The 19151-nt window shown below is 41.4% G+C and carries 15 protein-coding genes and 1 rRNA gene; 8 read left to right on the top strand and 8 right to left on the bottom strand.

Going from position 1 to position 19151, the window contains the following annotated elements; genetic code table 11:
* Window positions 1-315: 315 nt before the first annotated feature.
* From noc to rpmH, 8 genes are all read right to left on the bottom strand, one after another.
* Window positions 316-1176: a nucleoid occlusion protein gene (gene noc / locus H7J92_RS13345; RefSeq protein ID WP_221837406.1), complete on the bottom strand. Its 861-nt coding sequence runs from the start codon at window positions 1174-1176 to the stop codon at window positions 316-318.
* A gap of 80 nt (window positions 1177-1256) precedes the next feature.
* Window positions 1257-1976, bottom strand: a complete 720-nt coding sequence (gene rsmG / locus H7J92_RS13340) for a 16S rRNA (guanine(527)-N(7))-methyltransferase RsmG (protein ID WP_221837403.1) — start codon at window positions 1974-1976, stop codon at window positions 1257-1259.
* 51 nt (window positions 1977-2027) lie between these two features.
* Window positions 2028-3917, bottom strand: coding sequence for a tRNA uridine-5-carboxymethylaminomethyl(34) synthesis enzyme MnmG (mnmG, locus tag H7J92_RS13335; RefSeq protein WP_009499361.1), 1890 nt, complete (start codon window positions 3915-3917; stop codon window positions 2028-2030).
* A gap of 51 nt (window positions 3918-3968) precedes the next feature.
* The gene (gene mnmE, locus H7J92_RS13330) at window positions 3969-5354 is read right to left on the bottom strand and encodes a tRNA uridine-5-carboxymethylaminomethyl(34) synthesis GTPase MnmE (RefSeq protein ID WP_221837400.1); all 1386 of its coding nucleotides are present in this window, start codon (window positions 5352-5354) and stop codon (window positions 3969-3971) included.
* A 346-nt stretch (window positions 5355-5700) separates the two neighbouring features.
* Window positions 5701-6576 (bottom strand): RNA-binding cell elongation regulator Jag/EloR, encoded by an 876-nt coding sequence (gene jag / locus H7J92_RS13325; RefSeq protein ID WP_221837397.1) that lies wholly within the window; start codon window positions 6574-6576, stop codon window positions 5701-5703.
* Window positions 6573-7346: a membrane protein insertase YidC gene (yidC, locus tag H7J92_RS13320; RefSeq protein WP_040760025.1), complete on the bottom strand. Its 774-nt coding sequence runs from the start codon at window positions 7344-7346 to the stop codon at window positions 6573-6575. The genes jag and yidC overlap by 4 nt, the downstream gene beginning before the upstream one ends.
* A gap of 73 nt (window positions 7347-7419) precedes the next feature.
* Window positions 7420-7770 carry a ribonuclease P protein component gene (gene rnpA / locus H7J92_RS13315; RefSeq protein ID WP_040760028.1) on the bottom strand — a complete coding sequence of 117 codons (351 nt, stop codon included), beginning with the start codon at window positions 7768-7770 and terminating at the stop codon, window positions 7420-7422.
* 119 nt (window positions 7771-7889) lie between these two features.
* Window positions 7890-8024, bottom strand: coding sequence for a 50S ribosomal protein L34 (rpmH, locus tag H7J92_RS13310; protein ID WP_040760031.1), 135 nt, complete (start codon window positions 8022-8024; stop codon window positions 7890-7892).
* Window positions 8025-8530: 506 nt separating this feature from the next.
* Here rpmH and dnaA point away from each other — a divergent pair.
* The 8 genes from dnaA to H7J92_RS13270 form a co-directional block, all read left to right on the top strand.
* Window positions 8531-9880 carry a chromosomal replication initiator protein DnaA gene (dnaA, locus tag H7J92_RS13305; RefSeq protein WP_009499369.1) on the top strand — a complete coding sequence of 450 codons (1350 nt, stop codon included), beginning with the start codon at window positions 8531-8533 and terminating at the stop codon, window positions 9878-9880.
* A 171-nt stretch (window positions 9881-10051) separates the two neighbouring features.
* Window positions 10052-11188: a DNA polymerase III subunit beta gene (gene dnaN, locus H7J92_RS13300; protein WP_221837395.1), complete on the top strand. Its 1137-nt coding sequence runs from the start codon at window positions 10052-10054 to the stop codon at window positions 11186-11188.
* A 120-nt stretch (window positions 11189-11308) separates the two neighbouring features.
* On the top strand, window positions 11309-11548 hold the full coding sequence (gene yaaA / locus H7J92_RS13295) for a S4 domain-containing protein YaaA (RefSeq protein WP_078818773.1): 240 nt from the start codon (window positions 11309-11311) through the stop codon (window positions 11546-11548).
* Entirely contained in the window at window positions 11538-12656 is a 1119-nt protein-coding gene (gene recF / locus H7J92_RS13290) for a DNA replication/repair protein RecF (RefSeq protein WP_221837392.1), read from the top strand. Before yaaA ends, recF begins: the two co-directional genes overlap by 11 nt.
* A gap of 48 nt (window positions 12657-12704) precedes the next feature.
* Window positions 12705-14627: a DNA topoisomerase (ATP-hydrolyzing) subunit B gene (gyrB, locus tag H7J92_RS13285; RefSeq protein ID WP_221837389.1), complete on the top strand. Its 1923-nt coding sequence runs from the start codon at window positions 12705-12707 to the stop codon at window positions 14625-14627.
* 73 nt (window positions 14628-14700) lie between these two features.
* Window positions 14701-17211: a DNA gyrase subunit A gene (gyrA, locus tag H7J92_RS13280; protein ID WP_221837387.1), complete on the top strand. Its 2511-nt coding sequence runs from the start codon at window positions 14701-14703 to the stop codon at window positions 17209-17211.
* 139 nt (window positions 17212-17350) lie between these two features.
* Window positions 17351-18463: an HD-GYP domain-containing protein gene (locus tag H7J92_RS17965; RefSeq protein WP_221837385.1), complete on the top strand. Its 1113-nt coding sequence runs from the start codon at window positions 17351-17353 to the stop codon at window positions 18461-18463.
* 473 nt (window positions 18464-18936) lie between these two features.
* Window positions 18937-19151, top strand: a 16S ribosomal RNA gene (locus H7J92_RS13270); the annotation flags it as partial.

Here is a 19151-nt window from a genome sequence, read left to right as displayed (position 1 = left end):
CCACTTCAATCAACTGGTAAAGTTTTTAAATGAACTAACCTTTTATTCTCATCTTATTATTAAGCAAAGACTATTTATTCAACATAATACCAACGTAAGCGCCTCACAAGCGGTAGGCTTATCGCGAGAGCCATCCGCAAGCGTTGAAGTGGATTGGGAAGCTGACTTGTTGATTGTTCAGGCTACCCTAACTTGCTTACTGTATTTATGAAATACCTTATTATACTGTCTCTATCATTTTATCATCTTCATTAGATGAACTCTATTGATATATAAGAAAACTCTTGCTAGTCGAGTAGCAAGAGTTTTGGTTCGTCACTTTTTAGGTATTTTGACCGTGATAGTATAGAATTCTTCTGAGTCTTCTTCTTCTGATTCCACTTCGATTCCACTCTTCGTCATCAAAGACAGAGATTGTCTCAGTGTGTTCACTGCAATTCTTACATCTTTGCTGACTGCTTTTCGACGGGGTGCTCGTTTTTTGGCAGGCTGCGCTTCTTCACTAGGATGTAGAATTTCTTGGATTCGTTTTTCGAGTTGCTTCACATTATAGTGATTGATTTTCACTTCTTCCATTACTTCTAATTGAAGAGCTGCTTCTTTTAATGGTAATAAAGCACGTGCATGCCTTTCAGAAATTTCTTGTTTCAAAATTGCATCTTGTATTTCTTCAGGCAGCTTTAATAAACGCATCTTGTTAGCAATTGTCGACTGACCTTTTCCCAATCGTTGAGCTAGCGCCTCCTGTGTCAGTTCATGGAGCTTTAACAGATTTTCATAGGCGTATGCTTCTTCAATGGCCGTCAACTCTTCACGTTGCAAGTTCTCAATCAATGCTATCGAAGCTGTTTCTTTATCATTCAGGTTACGAACAATAGCCGGGACTTCAGACCAGCCGAGCTTGCGCATCGCACGGTATCTTCTTTCCCCTGCAATGATTTCATACTGTTCTTCATCCATTTTCCGAATTACAATCGGTTGGATGACACCATGCGTATGGATCGTTCTAGCGAGTTCTTCAATTTTTTCGTCATTAAAAATTGTTCGCGGCTGAAATTGATTTGGTTTGATTAAATCAATTGCAATTTGTTCTACCTTTTCAAGATTCTGAACGTCCTCTTCTATCGATCCTATCTTCTCTCCCCCACCAAAAAAGCGCGAAAAAGTATTTTTCAACCCCTGCACCACCTTTTCGAAACTAGTCCCTTTTACAATTCTATCTCTTTTTCCGTTCCACGTGAAACATTTTTATAGGTTCAGCCTGTAATTGGCGTTTTGTTTGGTACCCCTGCTTTTCGTGGATATTTCTTTGGCGTTTGTTTCTCTTTTTTAAATATAAAGATATGTCGTTCACTGTTTTCTACTGGCAATAAAAATTCATGTTCTTCCTGCAACACTGCTCCGAGTAATTTAACAGCTTTCGTTGCGTCTTGCAGTTCTTCTGAAGCCGCAGCGCCTTTCATGGAGACAAAAAGTCCTCCTTGTTTAGCAAGCGGGATACATAGCTCGGATAGTACAGACAAACGCGCTACCGCACGGGCGGTAACTAAATCGAATTGTTCTCTATACTTTGGATCGCGTCCGAATTCCTCTGCTCTCGCATGGACGAACGCCACCTTTTCCAGCTTCAATTCATTCGCCAAATGATTTAAAAAAGTTATTCGCTTGTTCAAAGAATCTACAATTGTCACTTGAAGATGCGGAAAGCAAATCTTTAATGGAATACTCGGAAAGCCAGCACCAGCGCCTACATCACAAATCGATTCAACAGAAGACAAGTCCACGTAAAATGAACTAGTGATTGAATCATAGAAATGCTTCAAATACACAGACGGCGCATCCGTAATCGCCGTCAAATTCATTTTTTCATTCCACTCTACAAGCACTTCAAAATAGCGCTTGAATTGCTGTTTTTGCACATCGGACAATTCAATGCCTTCCTGTCGTAATGCTTCGTAAAACTGTTCTTCCGTCATGTTCTCATTCCTTTTCAAAAAGACTGACGCATCTTTGCGCCAGCCATATACTCAACCGGATACTTTCGCAATTTTCCCTTGCTCAATATAGACCAATAAGATGGATATGTCTGCGGGATTAACCCCTGAAATACGAGAAGCTTGTGCAATCGATAAAGGCTGTACAGCCTTTAAATTTGCTTTTGCTTCCTTTGCAATTCCTGAAATCGCATCGTAATCGATATGTTCAGGAATCCGCTTGTTCTCCATCTTCTTCATTCGCTCTACTTGTTGCATAGACTTTTCGATATATCCTTCGTACTTAATGAAAATCTCTACTTGCTCCGCCACTTCCTCATTTATCTCTTCAAGAGGAGGAACTACTTTGCGTAATTCGCTGTATTTCATTTCCGGACGTTTCAATAGATCAGCAGCTTTCATCGGTTCACGCAATGCGGTGCCCCCTGCTTCAGCGATAATTGCTTGGACTTCTTCTGTCGGCTTGACGGAAGTCTTACGCAAGTGATCAATTTCAGCATCAATTTGCGCTTTCTTAGCAATAAATCTTTCGTGTCTTTCTTCACTGATCATGCCAATTTGATAACCAATTTCCGTCAGTCTCATGTCTGCATTATCATGGCGAAGCAATAGACGATATTCAGCTCTAGACGTCAACAGACGATACGGTTCGCTCGTTCCTTTTGTGACCAAGTCATCGACTAACACCCCAATATACGCATCACTCCGCGCTAGTACGACCTCATCTTTGCCAAGAACATTGCGTGCTGCGTTGATTCCTGCCATCAGACCTTGCGCAGCGGCTTCTTCATAACCGGATGTTCCGTTTATTTGACCTGCCGTATATAGATTTTTAATTTTCTTCGTTTCCAGTGTTGGCCATAATTGAGTAGCAATAACGGAATCATACTCTATCGCATAGCCTGCACGCATCATCTCCGCTTTTTCTAAACCAGGTACACTGGCGATTAAGCGATGTTGTATATGTTCAGGTAAACTCGTAGACAATCCTTGGACATACACTTCACGCGTATTGCGGCCTTCAGGTTCCAAGAAAATTTGATGTCTTGATTTATCTGCAAAACGAACGATTTTATCTTCAATGGATGGGCAATAGCTTGGCCCTTTACCTTTGATCATCCCCGAATACATTGGAGACAAATGAAGGTTTTCGTTAATGATTTCATGCGTTTCAGGTGTCGTGTACGTAAGCCAGCATGGCAATTGATCCATGATGAACTCTGTCGTTTCATAACTGAATGAACGCGGCACGTCATCTCCTGGCTGAATTTCCGTCTTGCTATAGTCAATCGTATTGCTATTAATTCGAGGCGGTGTACCTGTTTTGAATCGAACTGTTTGCAAGCCCAACTCTTTCAAGTGATCTGCCAACTTAATGGACGGCATTTGGTTGTTCGGCCCGCTGGAATACTTCAAGTCTCCAATAATAACTTCCCCGCGCAAAAATGTGCCAGTCGTGATAATGACGGTCTTCGCGCGGAAAATGGCGCCGATTTGCGTTACCACCCCTTTTACTTCATCGTCTTCTACAATCAATCGTTCGACGACAGCTTGACGAAGTGTAAGGTTTGGCTGTTCCTCCAAAATTCGTTTCATTTCTTGCTGATACAAAACTTTATCGGCTTGTGCACGCAAAGCGCGTACAGCCGGGCCTTTACCTGTATTTAAAAGACGCATTTGAATATGCGTTTTATCAATAACTTTTGCCATTACTCCGCCGAGTGCGTCAATTTCACGCACCACGATTCCCTTTGCAGGTCCTCCTAGTGACGGATTACATGGCATGAAAGCAATCATATCTAAATTCATTGTTAAAACTAAAGTCGATGCGCCCATCTTTGCTGCAGCATAAGCCGCTTCTGCGCCTGCATGTCCAGCTCCGATGACGATACAATCGAACGTGCCTGCTTCAAATTGTGGCATGTTCGTTCATCCTTCCTATTATTAAATTGTTCAGCTGGTTGGCTGAACTTATTATTTTCCGAGGCAGAATTTTGAAAACAACTCCGTAATTAAACTATCTTGAACGGTTTCCCCGATAATTTCACCAAGGATTTCCCATGTACGTGTTACATCTATTTGAATCATGTCAATCGGGACTCCTGTTTGAGCAGCCATTACAGCATCTTCAATCGTATTGCGTGCTTGTTTTAATAACGCTATATGACGAGCGTTCGACACATACGTCATATCATTTGACTCAATCGATCCTTCGAAAAACAATGAGGCAATTGCTTCTTCCAATTCCGTGATCCCTTGCTCCTGTAAGATGGACGTTGTGATGACACGTTCTTTTCCCGCCACTTCATAAACTCGCTGCAAGTCGATCTTCGCTGGCAAATCGGTTTTATTGACGATGACGAGCACGTCCATTCCAGCAACTGCTTCAAATAACCTTTCGTCTTCATCGGTCAATGGTTCTGAACTATTGACCATCAATAGAATCAAATCGGCTTCTTTCAGCACTTGTCTTGAACGCTCCACCCCGATGCGCTCCACAATATCTTCCGTTTCGCGAATTCCAGCCGTGTCAACAAGACGTAAAGGAACTCCTCTTACATTGACATACTCCTCTATAATATCACGGGTAGTGCCTGCAATGTCAGTCACAATCGCTTTATTTTCTTGAACTAAGCTATTTAGCAATGAAGACTTCCCGACATTCGGACGCCCGACAATAACAGTTGATAGTCCTTCTCGCAAAATTTTCCCTTGCGAAGAAGTACGTAATAGCTGATCAATCTCATCACGTACCCACTCCCCTTTTTCAATCATCAAGGGGATTGTCACTTCTTCTACATCGTCATATTCCGGATAATCAATGTTCACTTCCACTTGTGCAAGTGTTTCTAGAAGTGCTTGGCGAAGATCGCCTATCAAATGGGACAGTTTTCCTTCCATTTGATTGAGCGCTACGTTCATCGCTTTATCCGTTTTGGCTCTGATCAAATCCATGACTGCTTCAGCTTGTGATAAGTCAATCCGACCATTTAGAAATGCCCGTTTGGTAAACTCGCCGGGTTCCGCCAATCTTGCGCCCTCTGTCAATACGAGTTCAAGTACCCGATTGACCGAAGTGATTCCTCCATGACAATTAATCTCTACTATATCTTCCCGTGTAAACGTCTTTGGTCCTTTCATAATCGAGACCATGACTTCTTCCACTATTTCTGCAGTAGCAGGATTATGCAAATGTCCGTAATGAATCGTATGTGAGGGTTGCTCACTTAAGGCTAAAGCTGCAGGCGAACGGAATATACGGTCCGCTATCGTCCACGCATCCTCACCGCTAATCCGAACGATTGCAATCGCTCCCTCTCCCATTGGAGTTGATATGGCGGCTATCGTATCAAAATGCAAGTTTTTTCACCTTCCTGGCTTCGTTATCCACATGTGAATATCTTTAATGCGGACACAACTTTCTAACATCCTATATTATCATAAATCATCTAAATCTCCTAGCGTGCGAAATGAAAAAATGTGGATAATTTCACAAATAGACAAATTAGGAGATGTGTACAAGTCATAAATTGACAAGACTGCAACTGTTTGAGGATAGTTTGTTTCTGTACATAGAGAGTTTAGATCAGTCCACGGAGGCTTTGGTCAGTGCATGAGGAATTCAGTTTGGCACGGTGTATGAGGAAATTGAGTAAAAAAAAGCTGTCCCAAAGTCATATATATGACTTTTCGGACAGCCTAGTATTTATTCGATTCCTTTAATTACAATATGTCGATATGGATCTTTTCCTTCTGAGAAAGTTTCGACATCCAGCCTGCGAGATAATGCATTATGGATGACTTTTCTTTCGTATGAAGGCATCGGTTCAAGTGCTACTTGACGTTTCGTACGGATAGCACGATCCGCCATGCGGTCTGCAAGCTGCTCTAGTGATTGCTCTCGACGTTCTCGATAATCTGCTACGTCGACTCGTACAATCTTGAATTGATGGGTGACTTTATTGGCAACGAGCTGGGCTAATTGCTGAATAGCATTCAACGTCTGGCCTCTTTTTCCTATTAAGAATGCTGCCTTTTCACTATCCAATTGAAAATTGATGTACTTTCCTTTTGTTTCGTACGTGATAGCTAAGTCTGTAATCCCCATATTGTTCGCTACATCTTCTATATAACGTTTAGTTTCCTCAATTGCTTCTGCTTCGCTGTACTTCTTGAGATTAGAAGTTTCTTCATTCATATCGTCAATTGGATCCAGCATAGTTGGCTGCTGCTCCAGTTCAGAAACAATTATCGGTTCTGGCTGCAACTCCGCCGCCGGCTCCTGAACCACTTCTGGTGCAGGCTCAGTAACAATGGAAGGTACTTCGCTGACTTCATTTAATGTTCTGGATTCATCAGATTCAGTCAATTCATTTGTTACTTGAGGTGTTCGCTGCTTTGCTGGCTTCTGTTTTGTGACTGTCACAAGTATTTCTGCTTCCCTAGCCCCAAAACCTAAAAATCCTTTTCTGCCGTTTTCAAGCACCTTTATTTCTACTTCATTTCTCGTTACACCCAGGTCTTGTAAAGCTGATGCAATTGCTAGCTCAACGGTTGCAGCCCTTTGTGTAAGTTGCTTCATTTCTTTTTCCCTCCTGTTTTTACAACTTCACCGTCTTTCGGTTTGTCAAACGGCTTGTAAATAAAAATATTTTGGATAAGTGAAATGATGTTTCCAACAACCCAGTATAGGGCAAGTGCTGCTGGTAAGAATGATCCGAAAACCATGATCATGAATGGCATGATATACATCATGACTTTCATTTGCGGGTTATCCATTGCTGGTCCCGTGCGAAGTACCATCAACTGGAACAGTCCGGCGATGATGGCGAATACGATACTCGGTGTACCAAGTGCAACGCCCAAGAAGTTCCCCAATTCAATCGTCGGTGTTGCATTCATCCGGTTGATTGCATGGTAGAAACCGATAAATATGGGCATTTGGATGATGACTGGCAAACATCCAGCAACCGGATTGATCTTTTCATTGATCATAATTTGTTGCATTTCTTCTTGATACTTTTTCTGTGTCACAGCATCTTTAGACTTGTACTTTTCCTTCAACGCCTTCAAACGTGGTTGAATTTCTTGCATCCGTTTCGAGCTCTTCGTTTGTTGAATAATTAATGGTAGCAAAGCAGTACGAATGATAGCAGTTACGACTATGATCGCCAATCCGTACGTCCCAAGCCAAGATTTGAATTTCATAATCAAGGTAACGAGCGGCCAAACTATGTACTCGTTCCAAATCCCTGTACTTTCCGCGGTGATCGGCTCTTTGAATTCCGTACAACCAGCCATGAAGACAGCGACCACGACGAGCAACGAAAGGAATATTAATTTCTTCTTCACATGTTTTCCCCCAAACAATCACAAGCTGATTTCTCAACTTTTTTCTCAGTTTATCATGATGACACTAAACGTTCTACTTCTTCTTGTCTTTAAATACTTTGGCAATTCGCAGGACATGCTGCAGATTTTTTTTGGCCGTATGGAAATCGAGCGTGGCTGCTTGATTTCTTGCGATGATAACATAGTCGAGATCCTGTCTAATCTCATCTTTCATTTCTAGGAAAGATTGACGGATATAGCGTTTCACTCGATTGCGGGTGACTGCATTGCCCACCTTTTTGCTGACAGACAAGCCAATGCGAAACTCTTCTTGATGCTCTTTTTTATAGGTATAGACGATGAATTGCCGATTGGCGAATGATTTACCTTTCTTAAAAACCGTCTGAAATTCTTTATTCTTTTTAATCCGCTGGCTCTTCTTCATAATTCCACCTGCTTTAATTTTCTTCAAACTTCATCTGCTGGTCCTCAACAACGTAAACAAATTCCGTTAGCCTAAATAGCCATAATAGCAAAAAAAAGACCACTGATAAGTCAGTGGCCTTATGCTGAAAGAACTTTTCTTCCTTTACGGCGACGAGCTGCTAAAATTCTACGGCCGTTTTTAGAACTCATTCTAGTACGGAATCCGTGGACTTTACTGCGTTTACGTTTATTTGGTTGGAATGTACGTTTCATTTCGTAAGACACCTCCTGCTTGATTGTCTCTTTTCCTATTGTGACAGTCTTGAATAGTATAGCCACCCAGTAAAAGAATGTCAATGCTTTTCTATTCATTAGCATTTGACTACTCACTAGATTTTAGCTCGTTCAACATATAACTTATCCACAATTCTTTGAAAGCAGATTCTTGATGAATTGTGTGCAGACTAAAATTGTGGATTTTTTATTCCGGCATTTGTCGACAAGTTTTTCACATATACAAGGCTGTGGATAACAATTTTATGCACAGTTGCGGGCATTGTGAATAAATCATTAGACACCTTGTCATTATTCATGTTCCCTGTTACAATTAAAAAGCTTTTATTGTGTGTATAATTTATTTAAAGAATCTTATCCACATATGTGAATAGTGTGTGGATAGTTTTTTCAACATGTTTCGATAAGTTTTATCCACAAGCTTGGATACTGTGCATAAGCGGATTCCAGGCTTTTTAATATCTCATCGTAAAGGAGGCACACGATTGGAAAATTTATCGAATTTGTGGGATCAGGTATTGAAGAATATTGAAACCCGTGTTTCAAAGCCTAGTTTTGAAACGTGGTTAAAATCAACAAAACTGCTGACTTTCGAAGCTGAAAATGTAACGATTGCGGTCCCCAATTCATTTGCGAAAGATTGGTTAGAAACACATTATGTCCATTTAATTACTGGAATTTTGTCTGAATTAACCGGAGAAGATCGGATTATAGAATTCATTGTTCCGCAAGATATGGTGGAAAATGATATTAAAATACCGAAAGCACCGCCAAAGGTCGCAGAAAAAGTACCAATGACCAATTCCGCTGGCATGCTCAATCCAAAGTATACATTTGATACGTTCGTTATCGGATCCGGCAATCGCTTTGCTCACGCAGCATCACTTGCCGTTGCAGAGGCACCTGCAAAAGCCTACAATCCACTCTTCATCTATGGAGGCGTTGGCCTTGGTAAAACCCACTTGATGCATGCGATCGGACATTATGTGCTAGAACAGAATCCATCCTTGAAGGTTGTCTATTTGTCATCTGAGAAATTCACCAATGAATTCATTAATTCAATTCGTGACAATAAAGCAGGTGATTTCAGGGATCGGTATCGTAACGTAGACATACTATTGATTGATGATATTCAATTCTTAGCAGGAAAAGAACAAACACAAGAAGAGTTCTTTCATACATTTAATACACTGCATGAAGAATCCAAACAAATCATCATTTCAAGTGACCGTCCACCAAAAGAGATTCCTACGCTTGAAGATCGATTGCGTTCACGCTTTGAATGGGGATTGATTACGGACATCGCTCCGCCTGACCTAGAAACCCGAATTGCGATTTTACGTAAAAAGGCGAAAGCAGATGGTCTCATTGATATCTCAAATGATGTGATGTTATACATCGCCAATCAAATTGATTCGAATATTCGAGAACTTGAAGGGGCACTGATCCGGGTTGTAGCATATTCTTCTTTAGTGAATGCAGACATTACGACCGATCTCGCAGCAGAGGCTCTAAAGGATATCATTCCGAATTCAAGGCCACGGATTATTTCCATATTGGATATTCAGAAGTCTGTTGGAGAACACTACAATATACGGCTGGAGGATTTTGTAGCTAAGAAAAGAACGAGGGCAATTGCATTTCCACGTCAAATCGCGATGTTTTTATCGAGGGAATTGACGGATTCTTCTTTGCCTAAAATTGGTTCGGAATTTGGAGGACGGGATCATTCTACGGTTATTCACGCACATGAGAAGATCTCCAAGATGCTAGAATCTGATAAATCCCTTCAGCAAGATATCCAAGATATTAAAAAGGCACTTGGACGTGCGTAATTAACTGTGGATAATTGTGGACAGACTGTGCTAGGTCGTCCACGTTTTATACACATGTGGAAAACTATAATAGGCATACGTTCGGGAGGCTTTTCCACATATCCACAGCCCCTATTACTATTACTACTATCTTTAATTACTTAATTAATATTATATAAGCGAGGTATCGAGATGCAGTTTGAAATTATGCGTGATCGATTGTTGGATGGATTAAGCGATGTCATCAAAGCAATCAGTCATAAAGTGACGACACCGATTTTAACGGGTATTAAGTTAGAGGCCACGGAAAAAGGATTGACGATGACCGGAAGTGATTCAGACATCACAATCTCTACATTTATTCCGCTAGAGGAAGATGGAACTCAAATTATCCGAATGATTCAACCGGGTACATTAGTATTACAGGCTAAAGTGTTTAACGAGATTATTCGTAAATTGCCTACTAATGAAGTTATGATTGAATTACGTGACGGAATGAAAACACATATCCGCTCTGGACAATCTGAATTTCATATTATTGCCCAAAGTGCAGATGAATATCCTATCTTGCCAGATGTAAAGGATGCAGAACGCTTTGAACTGCCTGCAGACTTGATGAAATCCATTATTCGAGAGACAGTATTTGCTGTATCTCAACAAGAAACCCGTCCTGTATTAACCGGGGTTCAATGGACAATGAAAGAAGACGAACTTTACTGTATTGCAACGGACAGTCACCGTTTGGCGAGAAGAATTATTACACCCGAAGTACAAGCAAGTGTACCTTTTAATGCAGTCATTCCAGGCAAAAGCCTTCAAGAATTAAGTAAAATCTTGCCGGATCATTCGAATCCAGTGGAAATTTTTATTGCCAATCAGCAAGTTCTGTTTAAACTGCATAACGTTTTATTTTATTCCAGACTGCTAGAAGGCAATTATCCTGATACATCACGCTTGATTCCGAATGAATACAAAACGTCAATTACCGTAAATGGCCGTAATTTATTGCAAGCGATTGACCGAGCCTCACTGCTGGCTCGTGAAGACCGCAACAATATTGTTCACTTTTCAACAGATGGCAGTTCACATATTCAAATCTCTTCTAATTCGCCAGACGTCGGGAATGTAGAAGAGCTGGTAGAAGCAGTTCAGATTGAAGGCGAGCCATTGAAAATTTCATTCAGTGCGAAATATATGATGGATGCATTGAAAGCAATTGATGGTCAAGATTTGATGATTCATTTTACAGGCAGCATGCGGCCGTTCATTTTAAAATCAATTGATAGTGAAGCGATTTTACAATTAATTTTACCGGTCCGTACTTTTTAATTAAGAACATTGAAGAAATAAATATAAAGTGGATAGTCAACATGTTGGCTATCCTTTTTACTTATTGTGAAAAGTTCGGTAAACTAGAGGGACAGACTATTGATGAGGGATTGAATGCAAATGGAAAAAGTTAATTTTAACTCGCCATTTATTACGCTAGGTCAGTTGTTAAAAATGACAAATACGATTAGTTCAGGCGGAATGGCTAAATGGTTTTTAGAAGAACACATCGTTTATGTAAATGGCGAACCGGAACAGCGACGCGGTAAAAAATTATATGATGGCGATGTTGTAAATATTCCGGGTGCAGGAAAATATAAACTGTCAGCGGATGAATCTGGACAGTCGGATGTATATTGATCGACTCGCATTAACGGATTATCGAAATTATGCCTCTTTAGAATTAGAATTCTCCCCCACCATGAACGTGTTGATTGGTGAAAATGCTCAAGGAAAGACTAATGTCATGGAAGCGATCTACGTATTGGCCATGGCAAAATCTCACCGAACTGCAAATGATCGCGAACTCATACGCTGGGAACAAGAGTGTGGTAAAATAGAAGGTGATGTCGAACGTAAATTTGGACGTTTGCCATTAGAATTGACCATTTCCAAAAAAGGAAAGAAAGCAAGAGTCAATCATCTCGAACAAAATCGATTGAGCATGTATGTGGGGCAGATGAATGTGGTAATGTTCGCGCCTGAAGATTTAAATATTGTAAAAGGCAGCCCACAACTGCGCAGGCGGTTTTTAGATATGGAGATCGGGCAGATTTCAAGGGTCTATTTGCATGATCTCGTCAGTTTCCAAAAAATATTGAAACAGCGCAATGCAATGTTGAAGGAGCACCGGGGCAAACTGGATCTTCAAGATGTGATGTTCGATATTTATACGGAACAATATATTCAAGTAGCGGTCAAAATAATTCGGAAACGTTTTTATTTCATGGAGCTGCTGCAAAAATGGGCAAATCCGATTCATCAAGGGATCTCTCGGGGGCTTGAATCCCTTGAAGTTTCATATGGAACTTTAAAAGACCTGCATTCTGGGCAGACTGTTGAAGAAATGGAATCGATTTTTGCCGATCAGTTAAAGACGGTACGAAGACGCGAAGTAGAACGAGGGCTTACGCTGGTAGGTCCGCATCGTGATGATTTGCAGTTTTTTGTCAATGGGTACGATATTCAAACATTTGGATCACAGGGTCAGCAACGGACAACAGCACTTTCTTTGAAACTTGCTGAAATTGAACTTGTAAAACAAGAAGTAGGAGAAACACCTATCTTGTTGCTCGATGATGTGTTATCCGAATTAGATGATTATCGTCAGTCACACTTGCTAAGTACGATGCAAGGGCAAGTTCAAACTTTTGTCACGACAACGAATATTACGGGAATAGATCATGACACTATTCAACAAGCGGCTATTTTCGAAGTCCATGATGGTTCCGTACAACGTAAAGGATAAGGATTAAAAGTTTGATATGTTTGGAAAGGAAAGGTGAACACCTTGGCAATGGAAGAGAGAGAAGTACAGACAGCTTATGATGCGAATCAGATACAAGTGTTGGAAGGCCTTGAAGCTGTCCGTAAACGTCCTGGTATGTACATTGGGACGACAAGTGCAAAAGGACTCCATCATCTCGTTTGGGAAATTGTGGATAATAGTATTGACGAAGCACTCGCCGGCTATTGTGATCACATTGAAGTAACAATTGAGAAAGACAACTGGATTCGAGTAGACGACAACGGTCGTGGTATACCTGTTGGAATTCAAGAATCCACGGGAAGACCGGCCGTGGAAGTCATTATGACTGTTCTACATGCCGGCGGTAAGTTCGGCGGTGGCGGCTATAAAGTTTCAGGCGGATTACATGGTGTTGGATCATCTGTTGTCAATGCCTTATCAGAGAAAACAGAAGTCTTTGTTCGGCTTGATCAAAAGCTATATGCGATTGAGTTTTCCAGAGGACCGGTTTCAAAAGAGCTTGAAGTAATCGGAGAGTCTGATGAAACAGGGACTACGATTCGTTTCAAAGCGGATCCGGAAATTTTCACGGAAACGACTGTATATGAGTACAGTACTCTCGCTACACGTCTACGTGAACTTGCCTATCTGAACCGAGGTTTGCGCATAACGATTACAGACGAACGCGAGGAAGAGCCAAAATCAGAAGTATTTCATTACGAAGGCGGTATTAAATCATACGTTCAGCATTTGAATGAAAATAAAGAGCCAATCTTTGAAGAACCAATTTACATTGAAGGCGAACGTGATGGAATTTCAATCGAAATTGCTATGCAATATAACAGTGGCTACGCAGAAAACCTGCTGTCATTTGCCAATAATATACACACGTATGAAGGTGGTACACATGAATCTGGGTTCAAGACAGCTCTAACTCGTGTAATCAACGACTATGCAAGGAAAAATGGCTTGTTGAAAGAGGCGGATGGCAATCTGTCTGGCGATGATGTGCGTGAAGGATTGACTGCAATCATCTCGATTAAACATCCAGATCCTCAATTCGAAGGACAAACGAAAACAAAGCTTGGAAACTCAGAAGTGAGCACCATAACAAATTCCCTGTTTTCCGAGGCGCTTCAGCGGTTTTTAATTGAAAATCCAGTGGTTGCCCGTAAAGTAGTGGATAAAAGCACTATGGCGGCAAGAGCGCGTATGGCTGCCAAGAATGCTCGTGAATTGACACGACGTAAGTCAGCACTTGAAGTATCCAGCCTGCCAGGTAAGTTATCTGACTGCTCTTCGAGAGATCCTTCGATTAGTGAGCTCTATATTGTTGAAGGTGATTCCGCCGGCGGTTCAGCGAAAAATGGACGTGATCGTCACTTCCAAGCGATTCTGCCATTGCGAGGAAAAATCTTGAACGTTGAAAAAGCACGTTTGGACCGCATACTCGGTAATGCGGAGATTCGTATGATCATTACAGCACTTGGTACAGGAATTGGCTCCGAATTTGATTTACAGAAAGCGCGTTATCATAAGCTCGTGATCATGACAGATGCTGACGTCGATGGTGCGCATATCCGTACGTTATTATTAACGTTCTTCTTCCGTTTCATGCGTCCATTAATTGAGGCCGGCTATGTGTACATTGCACAGCCACCGCTTTATCGTGTACGTGCAGGGAAAAATGAGCAATATTGTTATGACGAAGAAACACTGCAAGAAATTTTGAGAAGTATGCCTGCTTCACCAAAACCGGACATTACGCGGTATAAAGGTCTTGGTGAAATGAATCCAGAGCAACTTTGGGAAACCACTATGGATCCCGATAAACGTACGTTTCTGCAAGTTCGTTTGGAAGATGCAATGGAAGCAGACGCCACTTTTGAAGAACTGATGGGCGATGAAGTGGAGCCGCGCCGAAAATTTATTGAAGACAACGCGGTCTACGTACAAAATATCGATACCTGATCGGTCGCCAATCGGTAATTGGTCGGTGCCAACAGAATTTTTTAGATGTAAGTGGTGAAAGGAGCTTGACAACATGGCAGATTTGCCACAAGGCGGAGTGCAAGAAATAAATATAAATACAGAAATGAAAACATCGTTTCTGAACTATGCGATGAGTGTTATTGTATCTCGTGCGCTTCCTGATGTTCGAGATGGTTTGAAACCTGTTCATCGACGGATTTTATATGCCATGCATGATTTAGGTATTACAGCAGAAAAACCGCATAAGAAGTCCGCACGTATTGTTGGGGACGTTATCGGTAAGTACCATCCACATGGTGACAGTGCCGTATATGACACGATGGTCCGGATGGCACAAGATTTCAGCTATCGCTATATGCTTGTCGATGGTCACGGAAACTTTGGTTCTGTCGACGGTGATGGCGCGGCTGCAATGCGTTATACCGAATCGCGGATGTCCCGTATTGCAATGGAGTTATTGCGTGATATCAATAAAGACACGATCGACTTTCAAGCAAACTATGATGAGCAGGAAAAAGAGCCTGCAGTCTTGCCTGGACGTTATCCCAACTTATTAGTTAACGGTACATCAGGTATTGCCGTGGGGATGGCAACAAACATTCCTCCACATCATCTCGGTGAAACGATTGACGCAGTGCTCGCGCTGGCAGGTAACAGTGCGATCACGACAGATGAATTGATGGAGATCGTTCCGGGTCCAGATTTTCCGACCGGCGGAATGATCCTCGGGCGCAGCGGAATCCGCCGTGCCTATGAAACAGGCCGCGGTTCGCTCATTATCCGTGGAAAGGCAGAGATCGAGCAGCAATCAAACGGTCGTGAAACCATTATTGTTACTGAAATTCCGTTCCAAGTGAATAAGGCAAAATTGATTGAGAAGATTGCGGAGCTCGTGCGTGATAAGAAAATTGACGGTATTACCCACTTGGCAGATGAATCCGACCGTACAGGGATGCGCATTGTGATCGAAGTCCGACGCGATGCCAATGCCAACGTACTTTTGAATAATCTTTACAAGCAAACTGCATTGCAAACCAGTTTTGGTATCAACATGCTGGCGCTTGTAGACAAACAACCAAAAGTTTTATCGTTAAAGGAAATTTTATTCCACTACTTGGAACACCAGAAAGTTGTCATTCGACGACGCACACAATTTGAGTTGAATAAAGCTGAAGACCGCGCACATATTTTGGAAGGACTGCGCATTGCACTAGATCATATAGATCGCATTATTGCGTTGATTAGAGGTTCCAAAACAACGGCTGAAGCGAAGTCCAGCCTTATGGAAACATTCGACTTATCAGAACGTCAGTCTCAAGCTATTTTGGATATGCGTTTGCAACGTCTAACTGGGTTAGAGCGTGATAAGATTGAATCCGAATATCAAGAGCTGTTGACTCTCATAGCAGAATTGCGTGCAATTCTGGCGGACGAAGAAAAAGTAATCGAAATCATACGTGAAGAATTAACGGAGATTAAAGAACGCTTTGCAGATGAACGACGAACAGAAATTATGCTGGGCGGTTCTGAAATGCTGGAAGATGAAGACTTAATCCCAGTCGAAAATTCCATTGTTTCATTAACGCATCAAGGGTATATTAAGCGTTTACCTGCAAACACTTATCGCAGTCAAAAACGTGGCGGTCGTGGTATTCAGGGTATGGGGACAAATGAAGATGACTTTGTCGAACATTTATTGAATACATCCACACATGACACAATCCTATTATTTACTAGTAGAGGCCGTGTGTTCCGCAAGAAAGGTTATGAAATTCCAGAATATAGCCGGACTGCAAAAGGGTTACCGATCATCAACCTTATCGATTTTGAAAAAGGAGAAAAGGTGACGGCAATGATCCCGATCAGTGAGTTCAGGGAAGATCACTATTTGTTCTTTGCGACAAAGCACGGGGTGATCAAGCGAACTTCAATTATGGGTTACGCAAATATTCGAGCAAATGGATTGATCGCATTAGGCTTGCGTGAAGAAGATGAGCTGATCTCAGTGAAATCGACTGATGGTACTTCAGACATTGCAATCTGTACAAAACAAGGCATGCTCATTCGTTTTGCAGAAGAAGACATTCGTCCGCTCGGCAGGACAGCAGCAGGAGTGAGGGGCATTCGACTGCGAATAGATGATGAAGTCATCGGTATGGACATGGTGGACGAAGGTGATGACATTCTCGTGGTCACTGAAAAAGGTTATGGTAAACGTACACCAGAAAGTGAATATCGTTCGCAATCACGTGGAGGATATGGTCTGAAAACAATGCATATGACAGATCGTAACGGCGAGATTGTTGCGATGAAAGCTGTTAATGGTGAAGAAGATCTCATGCTTATAACGATCCACGGTATTCTAATTCGTATGTCCATCAGCGATATCTCTATATTTGGCCGGTCTACGCAAGGGGTCCGCTTAATTCGATTGGCAGACGACGAGCGGGTCGCTACGGTCGCGAAAGTAGAGAAGAGCGAAGAAGAACATGAGGAAGACATTGAAGAAGAATCTGTAGATGCACAAGAGGACCTTTCAGTGGAGACAGAAGATACAGAGTAAAGAAAAGTTATTGAAGAGACGTAAACCGTCACTTCAATAACTTTTTTTGTGTCTATGAATTTATACTCATGCATCTATCCCTATAAATGAGAATAATATATGATAATAGATATAGTGAAAAAGAAATTAGGTGAAAATAGTGGAAGTTTACAAAGAAGTCAGTGAGTTAAGGCCTGGTAGTTTCCTTAAAGAAGATCTGTATGTAAATACAAAAAACCCGATTGTGGCCAAAAATACGAAACTAACACTTACACATATTGAGGTGCTTCGTTTATTTGGTATAGCAAAGGTTTTAATTGAATCCAAAGCCCAGAGCCAATCCGAGCCAGAATCACCTGAAAAGAAAATCGAAGTAAAACTTACTCCCGAGGTGGAGAAATTAGTGAATCAAAGTGCCCCTCCTAAGTCTAGAACATTACAGGCTTTGTATGATGAAGCGGTGGAAGCTTACCAAAAAGAGTTTTCCGGGTACAGGTCCGGAAAGAAACTGGACGTTGCGGTAGTCCGTTCGATTGCATTACCTGTGATTCAAGCGTTTCTAGAAAATAAAGAGTATGTGAGAAGGTTGAATGATTTTTCAGCAATCCAAAACTACAAAGCACATCACTCCATTAGCGTGGGAATTTTAGCTGCATTAATTAGTGAACAAATGGGCTATTCCAAGGGACAAGTCCTGCAAGTGGGCATTGCGGGTGTGTTGGCGGATAGCGGAATGGCAAAAATTAATTCTAAAATCATTGATAAAGTAGCATTCTTAACAAGCGAAGAGATGAATGAAGTGAAAAAGCACGTAGTCCATAGTTTTCAAATGGTGCAAGAGTCTTCATTAGTAAGACAAGAAATGAAGGTAGCAATTCTCCAACATCATGAACGTTTTGATGGAAGCGGCTATCCGAGAGGTTTAAAGGGACAAGAGATTATAGAGTTCGCACAAATAATTTCAGTGGCGGACGTCTATCATGCAATGACATCTGAAAGACCATACCGTCAAAAAGAAAATTCTTTCAAAGTCATAGAGTTATTGAAGGAAGATGAGTTTGGAAAGTTTGACGTGAAGATCATTCAAGTTCTACATGACTTAATTAATAAACTGTCAATCGGAGTAAGAGTGAAATTAACAACGGACGAAATAGCTGAAGTTATTTACTTGCACCGGGATTTTCCTTTGCGGCCGATTGTTAAAGTCCTCGGCAGCGGTACACATATTGACTTATCCGCAAATAGAAAGATTACTATTGAAAAGATGTTCTAATAAATATAAAAGTTGATCCTTCTTCTATATAATAAAAAAGAGGATCAACAATTCTTTATATCTGTGTTTCTAAGATCAGAAGCCTTGATATAGTTGAAACTATAGCCGGAATTACTATACTGGATCTAGTAAATTACTTTTTAAAGGCTTTAAATCAAGTCTTTTAAAAGAATTTGATAAAAAAGCTTGCAATATAGAATAGACGGTGGTATATTTATAAGCGTCGCATCGGGGAGTTGCAAAACACCCGAACAACACTTTAAAACTTTTTAAGAAAAAGTGTTGACAACGAAACAGCGATTTGGTATTATAAGAAAGTTGCCTCTTACGAAAGGGCAGCCATATGAACCTTGAAAACTGAACAGCAAAACGTTAACGAATTATACGTTTGTGCATCGGCTCTGCCGGTGACATAAACACAATGAGTATCTTAAATGATGCCAGCAAGAAATCGAGCTAACTCGAATTTCTCTTTTATGGAGAGTTTGATCCTGGCTCAGGACGAACGCTGGCGGCGTGCCTAATACATGCAAGTCGAGCGGATCTTTGGGAGCTTGCTCCTAAAGATTAGCGGCGGACGGGTGAGTAACACGTGGGCAACCTACCTTACAGATGGGGATAACTCCGGGAAACCGGGGCTAATACCGAATAATCCATTTCTTCGCATGAAGAGATGTTGAAAGACGGT

The sequence above is a fragment of the Sporosarcina aquimarina genome, from assembly GCF_019748715.1.
GTDB classification, from domain to species: domain Bacteria; phylum Bacillota; class Bacilli; order Bacillales_A; family Planococcaceae; genus Sporosarcina; species Sporosarcina newyorkensis.
The sequence above is the reverse complement of the archived record's forward strand: the minus strand, read 5'-3'. Positions and strand labels throughout refer to the sequence as shown.